The sequence below is a fragment of the Parvibaculum sp. genome (genome assembly GCF_039973015.1).
In the GTDB taxonomy this organism is placed as follows: domain Bacteria; phylum Pseudomonadota; class Alphaproteobacteria; order Parvibaculales; family Parvibaculaceae; genus Parvibaculum.
The window spans coordinates 149,920-169,582 of record NZ_JBDWLT010000003.1 but is presented as its reverse complement, the minus strand read 5'-3'; the positions used below and the strand labels follow the sequence as shown (position 1 = coordinate 169,582).

The 19,663-nt window shown below is 62.6% G+C and carries 18 protein-coding genes; 7 read left to right on the top strand and 11 right to left on the bottom strand.

What is annotated here, in order from left to right:
• The first annotated feature begins 281 nt into the window (after window positions 1-281).
• The 5 genes from radA to ABJO61_RS02590 all read left to right on the top strand — a co-directional run bounded on the left by radA (window position 282) and on the right by ABJO61_RS02590 (window position 7,712).
• Window positions 282-1,700 carry a DNA repair protein RadA gene (gene radA, locus ABJO61_RS02610; RefSeq protein ID WP_348326958.1) on the top strand — a complete coding sequence of 473 codons (1,419 nt, stop codon included), beginning with the start codon at window positions 282-284 and terminating at the stop codon, window positions 1,698-1,700.
• A 31-nt stretch (window positions 1,701-1,731) separates the two neighbouring features.
• Window positions 1,732-2,424 (top strand): CvpA family protein, encoded by a 693-nt coding sequence (locus tag ABJO61_RS02605; protein WP_348326955.1) that lies wholly within the window; start codon window positions 1,732-1,734, stop codon window positions 2,422-2,424.
• A gap of 39 nt (window positions 2,425-2,463) precedes the next feature.
• Window positions 2,464-3,987: an amidophosphoribosyltransferase gene (gene purF / locus ABJO61_RS02600; protein ID WP_348327107.1), complete on the top strand. Its 1,524-nt coding sequence runs from the start codon at window positions 2,464-2,466 to the stop codon at window positions 3,985-3,987.
• Window positions 3,988-4,000: 13 nt separating this feature from the next.
• Window positions 4,001-4,720 carry an SDR family NAD(P)-dependent oxidoreductase gene (locus ABJO61_RS02595; RefSeq protein ID WP_348326952.1) on the top strand — a complete coding sequence of 240 codons (720 nt, stop codon included), beginning with the start codon at window positions 4,001-4,003 and terminating at the stop codon, window positions 4,718-4,720.
• A gap of 115 nt (window positions 4,721-4,835) precedes the next feature.
• Entirely contained in the window at window positions 4,836-7,712 is a 2,877-nt protein-coding gene (locus ABJO61_RS02590; RefSeq protein ID WP_348326949.1) for a PAS domain S-box protein, read from the top strand.
• Between the two features lie 3 nt (window positions 7,713-7,715).
• Here ABJO61_RS02590 and der read toward each other — a convergent pair whose 3' ends face one another.
• From der to ABJO61_RS02545, 9 genes are all read right to left on the bottom strand, one after another.
• Window positions 7,716-9,140, bottom strand: coding sequence for a ribosome biogenesis GTPase Der (gene der / locus ABJO61_RS02585; RefSeq protein WP_348326946.1), 1,425 nt, complete (start codon window positions 9,138-9,140; stop codon window positions 7,716-7,718).
• Between the two features lie 67 nt (window positions 9,141-9,207).
• Window positions 9,208-10,584 carry a PQQ-binding-like beta-propeller repeat protein gene (locus ABJO61_RS02580; protein WP_348326943.1) on the bottom strand — a complete coding sequence of 459 codons (1,377 nt, stop codon included), beginning with the start codon at window positions 10,582-10,584 and terminating at the stop codon, window positions 9,208-9,210.
• Window positions 10,584-11,354: a tetratricopeptide repeat protein gene (locus tag ABJO61_RS02575; protein ID WP_348326940.1), complete on the bottom strand. Its 771-nt coding sequence runs from the start codon at window positions 11,352-11,354 to the stop codon at window positions 10,584-10,586. Before ABJO61_RS02575 ends, ABJO61_RS02580 begins: the two co-directional genes overlap by 1 nt.
• 136 nt (window positions 11,355-11,490) lie before the next feature.
• Complete coding sequence (gene panB / locus ABJO61_RS02570; protein WP_348326932.1) at window positions 11,491-12,327, bottom strand: 3-methyl-2-oxobutanoate hydroxymethyltransferase; 837 nt, start codon at window positions 12,325-12,327, stop codon at window positions 11,491-11,493.
• A gap of 184 nt (window positions 12,328-12,511) precedes the next feature.
• Complete coding sequence (locus tag ABJO61_RS02565; protein ID WP_348326929.1) at window positions 12,512-13,417, bottom strand: hypothetical protein; 906 nt, start codon at window positions 13,415-13,417, stop codon at window positions 12,512-12,514.
• 92 nt (window positions 13,418-13,509) lie between these two features.
• A complete protein-coding gene (locus ABJO61_RS02560) occupies window positions 13,510-14,262 on the bottom strand; it encodes a hypothetical protein (RefSeq protein ID WP_348326926.1) in 753 nt (250 codons plus the stop codon).
• Entirely contained in the window at window positions 14,259-14,792 is a 534-nt protein-coding gene (locus ABJO61_RS02555) for a tetratricopeptide repeat protein (RefSeq protein WP_348326923.1), read from the bottom strand. The genes ABJO61_RS02560 and ABJO61_RS02555 overlap by 4 nt, the downstream gene beginning before the upstream one ends.
• A gap of 48 nt (window positions 14,793-14,840) precedes the next feature.
• Window positions 14,841-15,266: a nuclear transport factor 2 family protein gene (locus tag ABJO61_RS02550; protein WP_348326920.1), complete on the bottom strand. Its 426-nt coding sequence runs from the start codon at window positions 15,264-15,266 to the stop codon at window positions 14,841-14,843.
• Window positions 15,263-16,531 (bottom strand): cytochrome P450, encoded by a 1,269-nt coding sequence (locus ABJO61_RS02545; protein WP_348331006.1) that lies wholly within the window; start codon window positions 16,529-16,531, stop codon window positions 15,263-15,265. Before ABJO61_RS02545 ends, ABJO61_RS02550 begins: the two co-directional genes overlap by 4 nt.
• A gap of 163 nt (window positions 16,532-16,694) precedes the next feature.
• Between ABJO61_RS02545 and ABJO61_RS02540 the strand changes: the two genes are divergently transcribed.
• The gene (locus ABJO61_RS02540) at window positions 16,695-17,210 is read left to right on the top strand and encodes a hypothetical protein (protein ID WP_348324686.1); all 516 of its coding nucleotides are present in this window, start codon (window positions 16,695-16,697) and stop codon (window positions 17,208-17,210) included.
• 93 nt (window positions 17,211-17,303) lie between these two features.
• On the top strand, window positions 17,304-18,323 hold the full coding sequence (locus tag ABJO61_RS02535) for an aspartate-semialdehyde dehydrogenase (protein WP_348324684.1): 1,020 nt from the start codon (window positions 17,304-17,306) through the stop codon (window positions 18,321-18,323).
• A 3-nt stretch (window positions 18,324-18,326) separates the two neighbouring features.
• Here ABJO61_RS02535 and ABJO61_RS02530 read toward each other — a convergent pair whose 3' ends face one another.
• Complete coding sequence (locus ABJO61_RS02530) at window positions 18,327-19,091, bottom strand: VOC family protein (protein ID WP_348324682.1); 765 nt, start codon at window positions 19,089-19,091, stop codon at window positions 18,327-18,329.
• Between the two features lie 10 nt (window positions 19,092-19,101).
• Window positions 19,102-19,659 (bottom strand): SRPBCC family protein, encoded by a 558-nt coding sequence (locus tag ABJO61_RS02525; protein ID WP_348324680.1) that lies wholly within the window; start codon window positions 19,657-19,659, stop codon window positions 19,102-19,104.
• Window positions 19,660-19,663 lie beyond the last annotated feature (4 nt).

The following is a 19,663-nucleotide window of genomic DNA, read 5'->3' as shown; positions in this document are numbered from 1 at the left end:
TTCCTAATCGTTTTTTTGGTGGGTGCTTTCGTCGTCGGCTTTTTTGTGGGAGGGGGAATTCTGGTAGTTGGGCCGGCCTTCCTTGTTGCCGCAGCATGGCAATTGATCAACGTCAGCAAATTCAGATGCCAAGTTTGCGGCAAGTCTCTGTATGAAAGGCGCTTCTTTTTTCAATCCATTTGGCCAGCTCGCAAATGCGCTTTCTGCAAAGCTGACATTTCCAAGCAGTAAAGCGCTTCAAATATCCCCTGCCGTTCTGTTAGATACCTCAAAGGAAACTCATGGCCCGCCAATCCCGTACCTTCGTCTGCCAGTCCTGCGGCGCGGTGACACCGCGCTGGGCGGGGCGCTGCGAAGCTTGCGGCGAGTGGAACACCATCGTCGAGGAGGCAGGCGCGGCCGGCGGCGTGGGCGCGGGGCCCGCAGCGAAGACACTGCAGGGCAAGGGCCGCAAAATCGAACTCGTGGAAATGAGCGGCGAGAGCGCGGAGCCGCCGCGCTATGTGACGGGCGTCGGCGAGTTCGACCGGGTGACGGGCGGCGGACTGGTGCCCGGTTCCGCCCTGCTCGTTGGCGGCGACCCCGGCATCGGCAAATCGACGCTGCTCTTGCAGGCGATGGCGGCGCTCGCGAACAAGGGCCATTCGGTCGTCTATATTTCGGGCGAAGAAGCCATTGCACAGGTGCGGATGCGGGCACGCAGGCTCGGCCTCGCGGAAGCGCCGGTGCAGCTCGGCGCGGAGACAAACCTGAAAGACATCATCGGGACGCTCGAAGGCCATAAGGCCCCGGACGCTGTCGTCATCGACTCGATCCAGACCATGTGGGCGGACAATCTGGACAGCGCGCCCGGCACCGTGTCCCAGGTGCGGGCTTCGGCGCAGGAGCTCGTGCGCTTTGCCAAGAAGAGCAATACGGCGGTCATTCTTGTCGGCCATGTGACCAAGGAAGGCCAGATCGCGGGGCCGCGCGTGGTCGAGCACATGGTCGATGCTGTGATCTATTTCGAGGGCGAGCGCGGACACCAGTTCCGCATCCTGCGCGCGGTGAAAAACCGTTTCGGCCCGGCAAACGAGATCGGCGTCTTCGAGATGGGCGAGCTTGGGCTGGCCGAAGTGCCGAACCCCTCCGCCCTCTTTCTGGGCGAACGCGACGGGGGCACGAGCGGCTCGGCGGTTTTCGCCGGGATCGAGGGAACGCGGCCCGTACTCGTCGAAATTCAGGCGCTGACGGCGCAAAGCACACTCGGCACGCCGCGGCGCGCCGTTGTCGGCTGGGACAGCGGGCGGCTCTCCATGGTGCTGGCGGTGCTCGAAGCACGCTGCGGCCTGTCGCTCGCGGGGCAGGACGTTTACCTCAATGTGGCGGGCGGGCTGCGAATCAACGAGCCCGCTGCGGACCTTTCCGTTGCGGCGGCGCTCATTTCCTCGATCACCGGGACGCCGCTTCCCAGCGACTGTGTGATCTTTGGCGAAATCAGCCTGTCGGGCGCGGTGCGCCCGGTGAGCCAGATGGATGCGAGGCTGAAAGAGGCGGAAAAGCTCGGCTTTACGCGGGCAATCCTGCCCGCAGGCGCGGGCAAAGGCCGCAGCGGAGCCGGCCTGAAATTCACGGAAATTTCGGATCTTGCGGGTCTTATTGCCTGTCTGGCGACGGAAGAGCAAAAGGGCTCGAAGGGACGCCGCGCCGGGGATATGTGATAGAATTGAACCGAGTTTCCGGGAGAGAGTTTTGACGCTTTTCGACCTCATCGTCATTGGCGTATTGCTGGTTTCCAGCGTGCTGGCGCTGTTGCGCGGTTTTACCAGCGAAGTGCTTTCGATCATCGCATGGGTGGTTGGCGCCCTTGCAGCGCTGTGGCTCTTTCCCTATCTAACGCCGGTATTGCGCGGCGTGATATCGCCGCCCTGGCTTGCGGCCGTGATTGCCGCCGTCGGCATCTTCATCGTCGCCTATGCGATCTGCGCGGCCCTGACCTCGCGCTGGACCGGCGGGCTGATGGACCTGCATGAACGCGCGGAGCTTCTGGACCGGACGCTCGGCTTCATTTTCGGACTGGCGCGCGGCCTGCTGATCGTGACCATCGCCTATCTCTTCTTCGCCTGGCTGGTGCCCGACCCGGACGACCAGCCGGACTGGATACGCAACGCAAAGACCCGGCCCACCATCGAGAATACGGCTGCCCTGCTCTTTTCGCTGGCGCCGGAACCCGGCAACGGCGCCACGAAGCAGCAGACGAAAGAGCCGGTCCGCCCGGCTCCCCGGCAGAGCGCCCCGGCGCCGCGTCAAGAAGCCGCGCCCGCCCCGGCAGCACCGCGGCAGACCGCCCCCGATTCCGGCGCTGACACGGAGAGGGCCCCGGGGTATAACCCGTCCGAACGGAGGGGGCTCGACCGCCTGTTCGAGAACACGACCGGGGAGTAGATGTCCGCTTTTTCTGGAGTCCCAGCGATGTCCGACCAGATGCAGCTCGCTCTCTCCGCGCCCTCAACGGCGCGAAAACCGGCGGACGAACGTCTTACCCTCAGCGACAATGAATTGCACGACGACAAGCTGCGTGAGGAATGCGGCGTCTTCGGCATATTCGGGCATCCCGATGCGGCGGCGCTGACCGCGCTCGGCCTTCATGCGCTCCAGCATCGCGGACAGGAGGCGGCGGGCATCGTCGCCTATGATGGTGAGCACTTCCATTCGGAGCGCCGGCTTGGCCTTGTCGGCGACCACTTTTCGTCCGCCAAGATGATCGACAGGTTGCAGGGCGAAATGGCCATCGGCCATGTGCGCTATTCGACGACGGGTGAAACGATCCTGCGCAACGTGCAGCCGCTGTTCGCCGACCTCTGGGGCGGCGGCTTCGCGGTCGCCCATAACGGCAACTTCACCAACGCGATCACGCTGCGCAACGACCTCGTGCGCGACGGCGCGATCTTCCAGTCGACCTCCGACACGGAAACGATCCTGCAGCTTGTCGCGCGGAGCCGGAAGCCGCGCGTGATGGAGCGTTTCGTGGACGCGCTTGCCCAAATCCAGGGCGCCTATGCGCTGGTGGCGCTGACCAACAAGAAACTGATCGGCGCGCGCGACCCGCTGGGCATTCGTCCGCTGGTGCTGGGCGAACTTCAGGGAGCGCCGATCCTTGCCTCGGAGACGGTGGCGCTCGACATTATCGGCGCAAACTTCGTGCGCGAAGTGGAGCCCGGCGAAATCGTTCTCTGCACACGCGAGGATGGCGAGATCAAGATCGAGTCCATCCGCCCCTTCCCCGAGCAGGCGGTGCGGCCTTGCGTGTTCGAATATATCTATTTCGCGCGGCCGGACAGCATCGTGGGCGGCAAGAGCGTCTATAATGTACGCAAGCGGCTCGGCCAGGAACTCGCGCAGGAATCCGGCGTGGAGGCCGATGTCGTGATCCCGGTGCCGGACTCGGGCGTACCCGCCGCCATCGGCTATGCGGCGGAAAGCGGCGTACCCTTCGAGCTCGGCATTATCCGCAATCATTATGTGGGCCGGACCTTCATCGAGCCGACACAGCATATCCGTCAGCTCGGCGTGAAGCTCAAGCACAATGCGAACCGCGCCATCGTGGAAGGCAAGCGGATCATCCTCGTCGATGACAGCGTGGTGCGCGGCACGACCTCGATCAAGATCGTGAAGATGATGTATGAGGCGGGCGCGAAGGAAGTGCATCTGCGCGTGGCAAGCCCGCCGATCACGCATCCCGACTTCTATGGCATCGACACGCCGGAGCGCGAACAGCTTCTCGCCTCCAACTACGATCTCGAAGGTATGCGCGCCTATATCGGCGTCGACAGCCTTGCCTTCATCTCCGTGGACGGGCTCTACCGCGCGATGGGATTCAACCATCGCGACGATCAGCACCCGCAGCTCACGGATCATTGTTTCACCGGCGACTATCCGACGCTGCTGGTCGACCGCGACGGCGAACAGCGGACAAGGCAGCTATCGCTTCTCGCCGAAATCGCCTGACGGGATTCCTTGAATGAGCGGACGTTTGCAGGATCGCATTGCGGTCATCACCGGCGCATCGCGCGGCATCGGGCGCGCGGTGGCGCTTGGCATGGCGGCCGAAGGCGCGCATGTGATCCTCGTTGCGCGCACCGTCGGCGGACTTGAGGAAGTGGACGACGAAATCCGCAAGGTCGGCGGCAAGGCGACGCTGGTTCCCTTCGACCTGACGGACCTGCCCGCCATCGACCGGCTCGGCGCGACGATCTTCGAACGCTGGGGCAAGCTCGACGTGTTCGTCGGCAATGCCGGCATGCTCGGCACGCTGACGCCGCTCAGCCACATGGAACCGAAGGACTGGGAAAAGACGCTCGCCGTCAACGTGACCGCGAACTGGCGGATGATCCGCTCCTTCGAGCCGCTGCTGAAGCGCTCCGATGCGGGGCGCGCGATCTTCGTGACCTCCGGCGCGGCACATAAATGCAAGCCCTATTGGGGCGGCTATTCGATCACCAAGGCGGCGCTCGACGCGATGATGAAGACCTGGGCGGCGGAAATCGAGAAGTCGCCGATCCGCGTGAACTCGATCAGCCCCGGCCCGACGCGCACCGCGATGCGCAAGAAGGCCATGCCGGGCGAAGATCCGACGACGCTGACCAAGCCCGCCGACCTCGTTCCGCTGTTCATCGAACTCGCCCTGCCCTCCTGCACCCGCCACGGCGAGATCATCGAATATGCCAAGGTGAAGGCCTAGTTCCAGAGGGAACTTCCCTCCTGTCTTTCCGTTCCTTCAGGGGCACTTACTCCCGCATCGATCTGACTGTAAGCTCCCCCGCAATGCGGCGGCGAAGAGAGCGAGACCGAGGGATATGGCTGGGGGGAAACAAGAGGGGCGCGGGGACAGCTATTCGTTCCTGCCGGAGAGCGGGGCGACAAGTGCCCTGATCGCGGCGTTCGACTGGTCCACGACATCGCTCGGCCCCATCGAAAGCTGGCCGCAAAGCCTCAAATCCACTTTAAGCGTGGCGCTGCGTTCGCCCGTACCGATCGCTATCCTGTGGGGGCCGGACGGCGTGATGCTTTATAATGATGGCTATGCCGAAGTCGCAGGCGGACGGCACCCCACGCTTCTTGGATCGAAGGTACTGGACGGCTGGCCGGAGATTGCCGATTTCAACCGGCATGTGATCGAGACCGGACTGGCGGGCGGGAACCTTGCCTATCGCGACCAGGAACTGACGATCAAGCGGCACGGTGCGCCGGAGCAGGCCTGGTTCAATCTCGACTATTCCCCCATTCCTGACGATGACGGCAACCCGGCCGGCGTGATCGCCATCGTGGTGGAGACGACGCGCCGCATTCGCGCGGAAAAGCAGCTCGAAAAAGGTTTCGAAACGCTGCGCAGCATGTTCGAGCAGGCGCCGGGCTTCATGGCGATCCTGACCGGCGAGAAGCACAGCTTCGCCATGGTCAACGCCGCCTATATGCAACTCATCGGACACAGGGATGCGCTCGGCAAGCCAGTGGCGGAAGTGCTGCCGGAAATCGTCGAGCAAGGCTTCATCGAATTGCTCGACCGGGTCTACACGACCGGAGAGCGCTATGTCGGGCGCGGCATTCGCGTGGCGCTGCAACGGCAGCCGGGCGCGGCGCCCGAAGAACGCTTTCTCGACTTCCTTTTTCAGCCGGTGATCGGCGATGAAGGCGAGACACGCGGCATTTTCGTGCAAGGCCACGACGTGACCGAGCAGAAACTCGGCGAGAACGCATTGCGCGAAAGCGAGGAGCGTTTCCGTCTTCTTGCCGAAAGCGCGCCGGTGAAACTGTGGATGGGCGATACGGGAGGAAGATGCGTCTATCTTAACGCGGGGCTTCGCCGGTTCTGGGGCGTGACGCCCGACGAAGTGCCGGATTTCGACTGGATGGAGACGGTACATCCCGAGGACAGGGAAACGCTGAACCAGTCATTCGCAAAGGCGATGAAGAAGAATGAGCCCTTCTCCGTCGAAGTTCGTTTTCGCCGGACGGACGGGGCCTATCGCATCATCAACACCTCGGCCCAGCCCCGCTTCGGGCGGCATGGCGAATTCGAAGGCATGATCGGCGTCAATGTCGACGTGACGGAGGCGCGCCGCGCGGAAGAGGCGCAGCAGGCGCTGAATGTCACACTCGAACAGCGCGTAAGCGAAGAGATATCCCAGCGTTCGAAGGCTGAAGACGCGCTCCGGCAGGCACAGAAGATGGAGGCCATCGGCAAGCTCACCGGTGGTGTCGCCCACGACTTCAACAATCTGCTGCAAGTGGTATCGGGTAATCTGCAACTGCTGACGCGCGATGTCGCGGGCAATGAGCGCGCGGAAATGCGCGTCGGAAATGCGCTGGAGGCTGTCAGCCGCGGCGCACGGCTCGCCAGCCAGCTTCTCGCCTTCGGCCGCCGCCAGGCGCTCGAACCGAAGGTCGTGAATGCCGGGCGCCTCGTGACCGGCATGGGCGACATGCTCAGGCGAACCATCGGCGACGGCGTCGAAGTGGAGACGATGGTTTCGGGCGGGCTGTGGAATACGCTTGTCGATCCGGGCCAGCTCGAAAATGCCGTGCTGAACCTCGCCATCAATGCGCGCGACGCGATGAACGAGACCGGCAAGCTCACCATCGAAACCGGCAACGCCTTTCTCGATGACGAATATCTCGTCAATCACCCGGAAATTTCGCGCGGGCAATATGTGGTGCTTGCCGTGACGGATACGGGCTGCGGCATCGAGACGGATGTGCTGCCGCAGGTTTTCGAGCCATTCTTCTCCACCAAGCCGCAGGGAAAGGGCACCGGCCTCGGGCTCTCGATGGTCTATGGCTTCGTCAAGCAGTCGGGCGGCCATGTGAAAGTTTATAGCGAGCCCGGCCAGGGTACGACGGTGAAACTTTACCTACCGCGCAGCATGGAGAAGGAAGACCTTTTGCCTGCGAACCGCAGCACGCCGGTCTCTGGCGGCGACGAGACCGTTCTCGTCGCGGAAGATGACGATTCCGTGCGTTCGATTGTGATCGATATGCTGGAAGACCTTGGCTACAGGGTGCTGACGGCGAAAGACGCGGCAAGCGCGCTCACGGTTATCGAGAGCGGCGTTCACATCGACCTTCTGTTTACCGATGTCGTGATGCCCGGCCCGCTGAGGAGCATCGAGCTTGCAAAGAAGGCGCAGGATCGCCTGCCCGGTCTCGGTGTGCTCTTCACTTCGGGGTACACGGAAAATGCCATCGTGCATGGCGGGCGGCTCGACGCGGGCGTGGACCTTCTATCCAAGCCCTATACGAAGGAAGCACTGGCGCGAAAGCTGCGGCAAATTCTGGGCCCGCGCAAAGAAGCACCGGCGCGGCCGGCCAGCCCAACGGCGGTGCGCAGTATTCTCCTTTGCGAGGATGACATGCTTATCCGCATGAGCACGACGGAGATGCTGGAGAACGCGGGCTACAAAGTGAGCGAAGCGGGGAGCGGCAAGGAAGCTCTGGCGCATCTCAACAGCGCGCCGCACGATGTGCTGATCGCGGATGTAGGCCTTCCCGACATGACGGGCGTGGAACTTGCCGAGCAGGCGCGGGCGCTTCACCCGGATATGCCAATCGTCTTCGCGACCGGGCATTCGATGGTTCCGGGCGCGGAAAAACTCGATCGTTCGGTGCTCGTGCCGAAGCCCTATGACGTCAAGCAGATGACGTCGGCCGTCGAGAAGCTTCTCGCCGAAGACTGAGCTTCAGTTGTTCCGCTTCTTCTTTCCGGCGTAGGGGTTCTTGCCCTTGCGCATGAAAAGACGGATGGGCACGCCGGGCAGATCGAAGGTTTCGCGCAGTGCGTTCACGAGATAGCGGCGGTAGGAGGTCGGCACGTCGTCGGCGCGGCTGGAGAAGACAGCGAAAGTCGGCGGACGAGACTTCACCTGCGACATATATTTGAGGTTTACCGGGCGGCCCTTCGCGGCGGGCGGCTGGTGACGGGAAACGGCCTCCGTCAGCCAGCGGTTGAGGCGCGCCGTCGGCACACGTGCATTCCACAAGGTATGGACACGCTCGATCGCGGGCATGAGCTTGTCCACGCCCCTGCCCGTCAAGGCGGAGAAGGTGACGATGGGCACACCGCGGATCTGCGGCAGAAGACGCTCCAGCTCTTCCTTGAGCATACGCAGCACTTCCTGCGGCTCCTCGACGCGGTCCCATTTATTCACGGCGATGATGAGGCCGCGGCCTTCCTGCTCGACGAGATCGGCGATGTGCAGATCCTGACGCTCGAAGGCCTGCGTCGCATCAAGGAGGACGACGGCAACTTCGGCAAAGCGGACAGCGCGGAGCGTATCGGCGACGGAAAGCTTTTCGAGCTTCGCGGTCACCCGGGCGCGGCGGCGCATACCTGCCGTGTCCCAGAGCTTCACGCGACGGCCGCGCCACTCCCATTCGATGCCGATGCTGTCGCGCGTGATGCCGGCTTCGGGGCCGGTCAACATCCGGTCTTCGCCAAGCAGCTGGTTCACGAGGGTCGACTTGCCGACATTCGGGCGGCCGACAAAGGCGATGCGGAGCGGCGCTTCGAGGTCCGGCTCGTAGGGGGCGTCGGGATCGAAGCCTTCGGCGACTTCGGCTTCCTCGGCCAGCGCATCGTCAAGCGCCTGTTCGGCCTCGCTCTCCTCCAGCCCCTTCGCGAACTCGGCCAGCGCATCGTAGAGGTCAGAGAGGCCTTCGCCATGTTCGGCGGAAAGCGGCAGGGGCGCGCCGAGGCCCAGCTCGTAGGCCTCCATGCGGCCCGACTGGCCGGCCCCGCCCTCACACTTGTTGGCAGCAAGGATGACCGGCGTCGGCGATTTGCGGAGGATCTGGGAAAAGCGGCTGTCGAGCGGGGTCACGCCCGCGCGCGCGTCGATGAGGAAGAGGCAGACGTCCGCCTCGGCGACGGCAAGCTCTGTCTGGCGGCGCATGCGCGCCTCAAGGCTGTCGCCGCTCGCCTCTTCGAGGCCCGCCGTGTCGATGACGGTGAAAAAGAGATCGCCGAGCTGCGCATCGCCCTCACGCCGGTCGCGCGTGACACCCGGCGTATCGTCAACCAATGCGAGCTTTCGGCCCACGAGCCTGTTGAACAGGGTGGACTTGCCGACATTGGGCCGTCCAACAATGGCGACCTTGAATGACACTTTATGCGGCCCTTCTCATGCCGTTTTACGAGGGCTCATGCTCTTCGCGGGCCGCGAAAGCCGCCCCTTACTTCAACGCGATGAGCGAGGCTGAGTCCGTCAGAATATAGAGCGTTTCGCCGGCGACAACCGGCGCAATCAGCACATCGTCCGGCAGGTCGATGCGGCCAAGAATTTCGCCGGTATAGGGCGAGACGGAGGTCGCATCGCCATTGGACGAAACAAGGACGAGACGATCGCTCACAAGCACAGGGCCGGACCAGACGATCGGGTCTTCCCTGTCATCCGGGTCTTCCCAGCGAGGCATGGGCGTGATCCAGCGGATGCGGCCATCGCGGCGCGAGATTGCAAGCAGTTCCTGCGAATTGGTGATGAGGAAGAGATAGTCACCCGCAACCCAAGGCGTCTGCACGCCGCCGATATCACGCGTCCAGGCCCGCTCGCCGGTGCGCAGGTCAATGGAGACCATGCGGCCCGAATGGCTGACCGCGAAGACCCGGTCACGATCGATGACGGGACGGCCCGCAATGTCGTTCAGTTCGCTGAGCGAGGTCAGTGTTCCGGTGCGCGTCAGCGAATCCGACCATACCGGCGTGCCGTTCGCGACGCGCAGCGCCACGAGTTCACCCGAGGAATAGGGAGAGATGACGACGGAGCCTGCAACGGCGGGGCTCGGCGAACCGAGGATGCCCGCGCTTTCCACGATGCCGCGATGACGCCAGAGCACCTCGCCCGTTTCCTGCGCGAAGGCGATGGTCTGGTTGTCCGCCGTGACAGCAAAGACGCGGCCGCCATTGGCGGTGGGCGCAGAGCGGAAAGGCTCACCGAGGCTCTGCGTCCAGACGACGGCGCCGCTGCCCGCGTCGAGCCCGTGGCCGGTGCCGAAGCCGGTCACAGCGAAAATCTTGCCATTGTCGAAGGCGACACCGCCGCCCCGGCCTTCATCGGCATCTTCACCTTCAGGCACGAGATCTGTTTCCCAGAGCCGTTTGCCGGTCTTCTGGTCGAAGGCATGGACGGTCGACTCGGCATCGAGAACGAATATCTTGCCATCCGCAATGACGGGCGAAGCGGTGAGCTGAGCGACGCGGCCGGAGCCTGCGCCGGCATTGACCGACCAGAGGCGATCCAGCGGGCCGGGGGCCGCAAGGTGGTAATTCGCGTTGTCAGTGGCACCGCCGGGCTGCGGCCAGTCCGCGTTCGCGTAAGGCTTGGGCAGGATGACGAGTTCATCGGCGATGGCGGGGTCTACCTCGAGGGTCGAACCAAGCTCCATGACCGAGAGACGTTTGCCGGGCAGCACCGTCTTGTCTTCGGATGTGAAAATACCCGTCACGCTATCGCAGCCCGCCAGCGAGCCGAAAGCGAGAGCGACCATCGCCACGCGCAGGAGGGTTCCGCTTTTGCGCGCCGCAACCGACATGAATTCCGTCGTCATCGCCATTACTCCGTCTCTGCCGGGGCTGCCGGGGCTTCCGGTGTGGTCTCTTGAATGTCGTCTTCGGATGTGTCCCGGGGGGTCTCGGACGGCGCTTCTTCCGCCGCGGCCGGCTCCACAATGCGCGGCAGATTGGGCGCAATCAGCGCCTGCATGACATGCGCGCGGTCGCGCAGGCCGGGAGGCGTCGCCTGATTGGCGATGATCTGCTTGACGCTGGTGTCAGCCGTCTGCCACTCGCCGGCCTTCAGGGCTGACAGGGCAACAAGCTCCAGCGCGTAACCCTGCCAAGGCGAATCGCCGGAGGTATAGGGTGCCATGCGCGCTTTCATGTCGTCATGGCTTGCAGTATCGACAACGAGGAGACCTGCCTTGATCGCGGCAAGGCCACGGATGATGGAGGGCACGCCGCCATCGTTCGAGACCTGCTCGTAAATCGCGCGGGCGGCATCCGCCTCGCCTACCGCAAGACGAATATCGGCCTCGCGCAAGAGGGCCAGCGTCTCGTAGCCGCCACCCATTTCAGCGGCGAGCCCGGCAAAGGCTTCGGCAGCCTCGGCGGGTGCGGCATCGGCGGTTTCCTTCACAACGGCATTATAGGCCGCCGAATCCGCAACCCGGGTCGAATGGACCCAGGCGCGCCAGCCAACGAAAGCGGCCGTTATGAGCACGATGGCTACGGCAAGGCCAATGACCCAGGTTCCGTATTTTTCCCAAAGTTTGCTGAACTGCTCGCGGCGAAGGTCTTCTTCGACTTCGCGAAAGAGATCGGTCACAAGAATACTCCGCGGAGAATGCTATGGGCACAGGCAAGGCGCCCGGCGCCTGCCCCCTGCAGGCGGCGCAAAATAGCCCGGTCAGGGCCTATTGGCAAACAGCGTTGCGGGGCCCGAAGGCCCCGCGGCAAAGTTCTCAATTGTTTGAGCTGTTTTGCTTTTTCATGCTGTAGGTGTGTTCGGCCGCAGGAAAGCTGCGATCCCGCACGGCGCGGGCATAGGCTTCCGCCGCGCCGGCGATCTGAGCCCCCAATGTGGCGAACTCGCGGACGAATTTCGGCGGCTTGGGCGAGAGGCCCAGCATATCCTCAAGTACCAGAATCTGGCCGTCGCATTCAGGCGAAGCACCGATTCCGATGGTCGGAATGTCGATCTGGGCGGTGATTTTGGCCGCGAGAGGCTCGGCCACACCCTCCACGACGACGGCGAAGGCACCGGCTTCCGAAACCGCCTGCGCATCGGCCTCGATGGAGGCCCATTCGCCGGTTTCGCGGCCCTGCGCCTTGAAACCGCCCATGACCTGCACACTTTGCGGGGTGAGGCCGATATGGGCCATGACGGGAATGCCGCGGTCGACCAGATAGCGGATGGTCGGCGCAAGGCGGGCGCCGCCTTCCATTTTCACGGCAGCGCAGCCCGTTTCCTTCATGACGCGGACGGCATTGCGGAAGGCGACCTCGGGGCTTTCTTCATAGGAGCCGAAGGGCATATCGACCACGACGAGGGCGCGCTCGGTGCCGCGGACCACGGCGGAGCCATGCGCGATCATCATGTCGAGGGTGACGCCCAGCGTCGTCTCCATGCCGTACATGACCATGCCGAGGCTGTCGCCCACGAGCAGGAAATCGACGTAGGGATCGACGTAGCGGGCCGTATGCGCGTGATAGGCCGTGAGCGAGACGATGGGCTCGCCGCCCTTGCGCGCACGGATTTCCGGCACGGTGATGCGCTTGATCTTCGAGTGAACGGACATTCGGATCATCCCTTGTCAGGAGCCGCACGAAGCTGCCCCATCTAAATGGGCATTCGCGCGGGACTTTGCGATGGCGGCCGGATGCCGCGGCGAAAAGGGCTTACATAACAACCCTTTAGGCGCCTCCCAGCGCCTTTGCTGATCCTTATGGGCGGACCCTACCTAAATCGGGGCCAAAGCGCAATCAGAGCGCGGAGGCGGGCTCCGCAGCGGCTGGCGCGCCCTCCCCGCCCGGCAGACCGACAATCTCGCGATAGGCGACGGAGAGCATGGTGACGCCGATCATCGATGAATAGAGATAGATCGGAATATTGAGCAGGGCTGAAGTGAGCATTGCAGCACCGTTCGTGCTGTCGGCGAACACGCTCATAAGAACAAGCCCCGCGATCAGGCTGTAGATCAGGCTCACGACCATGAGGGCGAGCTGCACCAGGACGTTGTAGCCCAGCAGCCGCCAACTGTTCCCCTCTGTCCGATCAAAGGTTGCGCGAACGGAGCCGCGGCCGCCAAGGGCCGCGTCTGGCAGGGCAATTGAAATCCGCACGAAAAGCAGCATCAGAAGAAAGAAAACACCGAGGAACAGGACCGCCCCCAACGCGCCCGGACCGGAGCCCTCGCCTCCTTTCGCCAGATAACCCGCAATGGCGCTACCGGCCACAACCGGGATCATGGCGAAGATCATAACCAATGAGAGTTTGAGAATGGTGATGACATAGCGGCCATCCTCACCGCGCCAGATGGCAAGGGGGGCACCGCTCGCCCCCGGCCGCTCGCCAAGGAGAACAAAGCGATGCCAGCGAACGGCGCAGGCCGCAAAGAGGAGCATCACCACGATGACGAGAATAACAATCAGAAGGCCGGAACCGCCACTTACCGGCGGAACCGTTTGCGCAGTGCTGCCCACCGGCTGCCTGAGCATCTCCATATACCAATGTGCGAGATCGGACTGCCAGAGCAAGGCGCCGCCGATTACCATCACTGTCAGCATGGCAAGGAGCGGCAAGGCGGCGACGCCGATCAATTCGAAATAGTGCCTCGTGACGCCCGAGAAGACCTCGCTCACGGAACGAAAGACCGGCAGCTTTCTCATGACTTTCTTCCCCCAAGGAATCGACAGCGCTCCTCCCCGGAACGGCGCTTTTACTTTAGCGGGGGAGGCCGCGGGAGCAACCCGGAAAGGGGTCAGTAATCACCATTGTCGGGCGCCTGCGTTCCGGCCGGGCCTATCAGCTCGCGATAGGCGATGGAGAGAATGGCGATGTTCACAAGGGCAAAGAAGATGAGCACGAGGCTCAATATGCCGACTGCAACAAGGCGCATGGCGAAGCTGCCTTCGAGCAGCGCGCCGACAAGCAGGGCAACTATGAGCATGGGCAGGACGACGGCGGCGAAGACCAGAACGAGACGCCAGAAATTTCCTCTCGTGCGCTCAAGTACGAGACGCGGATTTATCGGATCGCCCACGGAGACCGCAGGCAGGAGAAGGGTCAGCCGGGCCATGAAATAGATGCCCACCATGATGAGAATGACGCCGAGGAAGCTCACGAGCGAGGCGGTCATATTGGCCGGCATGAAGGCGGGCGCCACACTGAGCACAAAACCCGGCACAAAAAGCAGCGTCAGAAAGACGGAAACCACGAGATAGCGCGCCTCGCGGCGGCCAAAGGCGATGTGGAAATGGCCGGACGGTGCATCGCCAAGAAGAATGAAGCGATGCCAGGCAACGGCGATGACGGGCCAGAGAAAAAGCGAGGCCAGATTGATCAGAACGGCGGCCACACGCTGTTCCTCGATATCAACGAAGACGCTGGCGATAGAAAGTCCGAGATAGAGCAGGCCCGGAAGCCAGATGAGGCGCACCATCTCGCCGAGATGTTCCCAGGCGCCGCGATAGGCTTCGCCAATTGTCTTTACAACGTCGAGACGCGCTGTCATCGCGAACCGTTCCCCAGAATTTTTCCGCGGTAGACCTTGTTCTCGGGCTCGAGGCTCAAGGCCGTCATGTAATATTTGCGGGCATCGCCTGAATTGCCGCGCGCTTCGGCGATAGCGCCGCGCACATACCACGCGCCCGCGCTTTTCGGGTCGAGGTCAATCGACTTCTGGATGTCACTCAATGCGGCATCGTAGTCGCCCATCGCGCGCAGCGCATTTGCACGGTTCTGGTAGAGGAGCGGATCCTTCGGTGCGATGCGGAGCGCGCGCGTATAGTCGCCGATCGCGAGCTCATATTGCTCCGTCGTCTTGTAGGCGACACCACGATTGATGAGGGCGGCGATCAGGTCCGGGTCGGAGAGTTCGCCGGAGTCGATGGCGCTGGTGCAATAGCGGATCGCGCCCTTGTAGTCGGCCGTGGCGAATTTTTCGTAGCAGATGTTATTGTCGCCAATCGCGTCCGCACCCGCCGGCAGCGGCGCTGCCAGCAGGCCAGCGAGAACAAGGGCAAATCCCGTTTTCTTCAGCATCTCGTCTCCCGGTCAATATTCCGACCGGGAGACTACCCCTTCCCGCCCTTACGAGAAAGCGGCGACAGCGACGGCCGTGTTCATGAAATCGCGGAAGCGAAGCCATTTGCCGTCTTTCAGAGTGATGACATGCACAAAGTCGGAGTCGATGGTCCGGCCTGTCGCAATCGCCGTGAGGTTCAAGTGGCCGGTCACGACCACCTTGTCCCGCTCGGAGATGAATTCTTCGGCGTCGAACTGGCATACCTCGACCGAGGAAAGCACCCGCTCGAAGAAACCACGGCACTTCTCGGGACCGCGATAGATACCCGCATAGGGAATGACCGGCGGGCCATAGAACTCGATGATAATTTCCGGGTGGAGAAATTTCACGATGCCCGGAATGTCCTTTGCGCCGAAGGCAGCGAAGAGTTTCTTCGTGGCCGCGAGGTTGCGTTCGATTTCTGTGTCCCCGATTTTCTGCGAAATGTTCATTCGGCTGCTCCCTTCATGCGCGGCTCGAAGCGAAGCGTGAGCCGGTCTAGACCGTGATTGAGAAGGCTGGCGCGCTGCGGCCTTGGTGCTTCATGACCGAGCGAAACATTACCCATACGGTCGAGGATCGCCTCGATGAGCGCCCTGCCCTCCATGCGCGCGAGAGCCGAACCGAGACAATGATGAATGCCGACGCCGAAGGTGAGCTGCTTGTTGAGGTTCGGCCGGGTGATGTCGAAGGTTTCGGGGTCCGGGAACATGGCCGGATCGTGATTGGCGGCAGCGAAGAAGAGCGCGACCCATTCGCCCTGCCTGATGAGCTTGCCACCGATCTCGATGTCCTGTGTCGCGACGCGGAAGAGGCGCTGCGGCGGGCCGCCATGACGCAGGCTTTCGTCGATGAAGGCACCAACAAAGGAACGGTTCTCTGCAAGACGCGCTCGAAGCTCCGGCATGATGGCCAGATTGTGCATGAGATTGCCGAGCAGAAAGGTCGTCGTTTCAGCGCCCGCCACCACGAGCGTGATGCAGAAGCGGATGACTTCATCGAGCGTCAGCTTTTCGCCGTCGGCCTCCGCCTTCAGCAGTGCCTTGATGAGCGAATCCGGTACACATTTTCCGGCCTTCATCCGGCGGTCGACCTCGCCGACGGTTTCGATGAAATAGCCGACGAGTTCGGCGTTGCTCGCCTCGCGCTCGGCGGGGCGCAGATCAGCCGAGAGCATGAAGGCGGTCGCCCAGTTGCGAAAGCGGTCCACGATCTCTTCGGGCAGGCCGAGCAGCCCGACCATGACCTGCGCGGGAATACGCGACGCGAGCGCCTCCATCACCTCGACGTCGCCCGTTCCGATTTCCGCGACCATGCCGCCCACGACAGCACGGACACCGGGCTCCATTTCCTCGATGCGGCGGCGGGAAAAAGCGAGATTGACGATGCCGCGAAGGCGGTCGTGCTCGGGATTGTCATGATTGACGAGCATCAGGGTCGGTGCGGAAGACTGTTCCTGGAGCGGATCGCGCGAGGAAAAAACCCGGTGGTCGCGCGCGGCCGCCGAGACCTGATCGTAGTCGAGAAGTACCCAGGCGGTGACGGGTTCGTCAGCCTCCGGCACCGTCCCCGGCGGGTAATCGCGATAGCCATAGACCGGAGCGAAAGGCCGAAGCCGCTCGTAGAGCGAATAGGGAGCGGCGATGGTATCCCCGCGCGGCAAGGCGGCCACAAGCGCCTCCGCCTCCTGCTCACCGGCAAGCCAGACGTTCTGCATGAAATCCTCCCTCTTTGTGCGATGCGCGCCTCCACGCGCTTATTATTTATTTCAGAAATTGTTTCTTTTGTAAATTGTTTAACCGATGATGGATGGCGCGGCAGGGCCTAGAATGAGCGCAGGATTCGGGCGCAGAGGAGTGAGCGCCCGCCGAGGAGGCAGTGTGACGACGAAAAAGATGAGTGAGACAAAGGCCAGGCGGAAATCGGCCATCCCCGATGCGGCGCTGCTTTTTCTCGAATATTACTATCCAATCCACTATCAGGCGGGGATCGGAGTTGAGGACGCGCTGCGCGGCGGCATGCTCAACCGTCATCAGGTGGCGATGCTCTGGCTCATCCATTCGGAAGGCCGCGAGGGCCGGGAGATGAACCGCAAGGCCATTGAGCGCTCGCTGGAAAGCTGGTTCGAAATCTCGGGTGCTGCGATCACCAAAGCGCTTCGCGGCATGGCGATGCCGCCGCTCGAACTGGTACAGCTCGTGGAAGACCCGCGCTCGGCGCGCGAAAAGATCGTTCGCCTCACGCCCAAGGGCGAGACCCATATGAAGAAGATGATGGCGGGCGGCGAGGCCTATGTGCAGCGGATCATCGACCATATGAGCGATGAGGAAATCGCCCAGGGCCTTCATTTCTTCAAGCGCATTTCGGAGATCGTGGCAGGCTTCCGGCAGGAATGAACCGCCTCTTGCCGGAGCCCGGCGGCGCTGTTATAGGCACGGCGCAATAAACGAGCCGTCCAACTGTCTGTGGCTCGATCCGGAGTACCCGACATGAATGCCAATCCCGTCATCGCCATAGCGGGCGCGACCGGCGCCGTGGGCGTCGAGATGATCCGCTGTCTGGAAGAACGCAACTTCCCGGTAAAGGAACTGAAGCTGCTCGCCAGCGCGCGCTCGGCCGGCAAGACGATGAAATTCCGGGGAGAGGACATTCTCGTCGAGGAACTGACGGAAGAGAGCTTCAAGGGCGTGGACATCGCGTTCTTTTCGGCAGGCGGCAGCATCTCGAAGAAGTTTGCCAAGGCGGTGACCGATGCGGGCGCGGTGATGATCGACAATTCGTCGGCCTATCGCATGGACCCGGATGTGCCGCTGGTCATTCCGGAGATCAACCCGGAAGCCGCCTTCCAGCACAAGGGCATCATCGCCAATCCGAACTGCTCGACCATCATCGCGATCACGCCACTCTGGCCGATCCACAAAGTGAATCCGGTGAAGCGGCTTGTCGCGGCAACCTATCAGGCGGCCTCGGGCGCGGGCGCGGCGGCGATGGAAGAACTGGAACAGGCGACGCGCGCCTTCCTCGATGGCGAGCCCTTCGAGCAGAAGATCATTCCGCATCCCTACCCCTTCAATGTGTTCAGCCACAACTCGAACATCGACCCGGAGACGGGCTACAACGAGGAAGAGCTGAAGATGGTGAAGGAGACGAAAAAGATCTTCGCTGACCCGGACATTCGCGTGACGGCGACCTGTGTGCGGGTGCCGGTCTTGCGGGCGCATTCCGAGGCGCTCGACTTCGAATGCGAAAAGCCGATTACCCCGGCGCAGGTGCGCGAAATTCTTTCCGGGGCGCCGGGCGTGAAAATCGTGGACGATCTCGCCGAGAACTATTTCCCGATGCCGAAGGATGCTTCCGGCCAGGACGATATTCTCGTCGGCCGTATCCGGCAGGACATATCGGACCCTTCGGGCCGGTCGATCGCGATGTTCGTCGCGGGCGACCAGCTCCTGAAGGGGGCGGCGCTCAACGCCGTGCAGATCGGCGAAATCCTCGTCCGCGCGGCGTAGGCCTCAGGGGCGAGCGCCAACAAGCGCGAAGGATGCGCCCTGCGGATCGAGCGCCTGTACGATCCAGGCGTCGCCTGGCACCTGATGCGGCCCCATTGTGACGGAGCCGCCCTTCTCGCCGATGCGCGCCATGGCGGCATCGATATCATCCACGCAGAAATAGAAGTTCCATTGGGGGCCGGGGCCACCCTCCTGCATCTTCATCATCGCGCCGACGGGCTCACCGCCCGTCGCGAAGAGCTGGTATACGCCCATGTCGTCCATCGGCATGGCCTCGTCCTTCGTCCAGCCGAAAAGGCCCGAATAGAAGGGAAAGGCCGTGTCGACCTCACCACCATAGAGTTCATGCCAGCCGATGGCTCCTTGCGTTCCCGGTGCGATTTCCGGCATGTCGTCGCCTTTGCCGCGAAAGACAACAAAAGGCGCGCCCGCCGTGTCCGCGACGACGGCAAAGCGGAGTACGCCCGGAATATCCGCCGGTTCGCGGAAAACCATACCGCCGGCCCGCTTCACCTTTTCCGCATAGGCATCAACATCGTCAACGGCGACGTAACCGATCCAGCCGGGGCTCGCGCGATCGCATTCTTCCTCGGGGATGGCCATCATGCCACCGATGCCGATATCGTTCACGGTGAAGCAGGTATAGGGATTGGCATCCGTGCCGACCGGCTCCGTCTTCCAGCCAACGACATGGCTGTAGAAGGCACCTGCCGCCTCTGTGTCGGACGTCATGAGTTCGTACCAGCGGAACCTGTTTGGCTCTGTCATCTCGCTTCCTCTACCTCTCTTCTACTTCGGATTTCAATGTCGCGAGGCCGGTCTCGAAATCGGGACCGACCATTTTGTCCATGACCATGAATATCTGCATCGTCTTGGCGACGAGATTTGCCTCGCCTTCCATCGCCCAGGTGACGCGCGTACCATTTTCTTCCGGTGCCAACGTGAAGATTGCGATGTTGCGCGCCTTCATCGGCGCCGTGAAATTGAGGTCGATGACGAGACGCGAAGGTTCATTCGCCTCCAGTATTTCCATGCTTCCGCTGCCGACATTGCTGTTGCCTTCCCAGGCGTAGGTTGCGCCGACACCTTTTTCCGCACCGCCATAGACGCGCGACATATGCGGGTCGCGCCTTTCATAAGGCGACCAAGCGCGCCATGCATGAAAATCCATGAGGTGCGGATATATCTGCGATGCAGGCGCATCGCTACGGACGGAACGCTCGATGCGGAACCTGTCCGGTCGTGTCGAGGCATAGACGAGAAGCACGACGACGATGACGATGATTGCGACCATGACGATCAGCAGGAACTTGAGCACGAATATTCCCCAGTTCATTTCA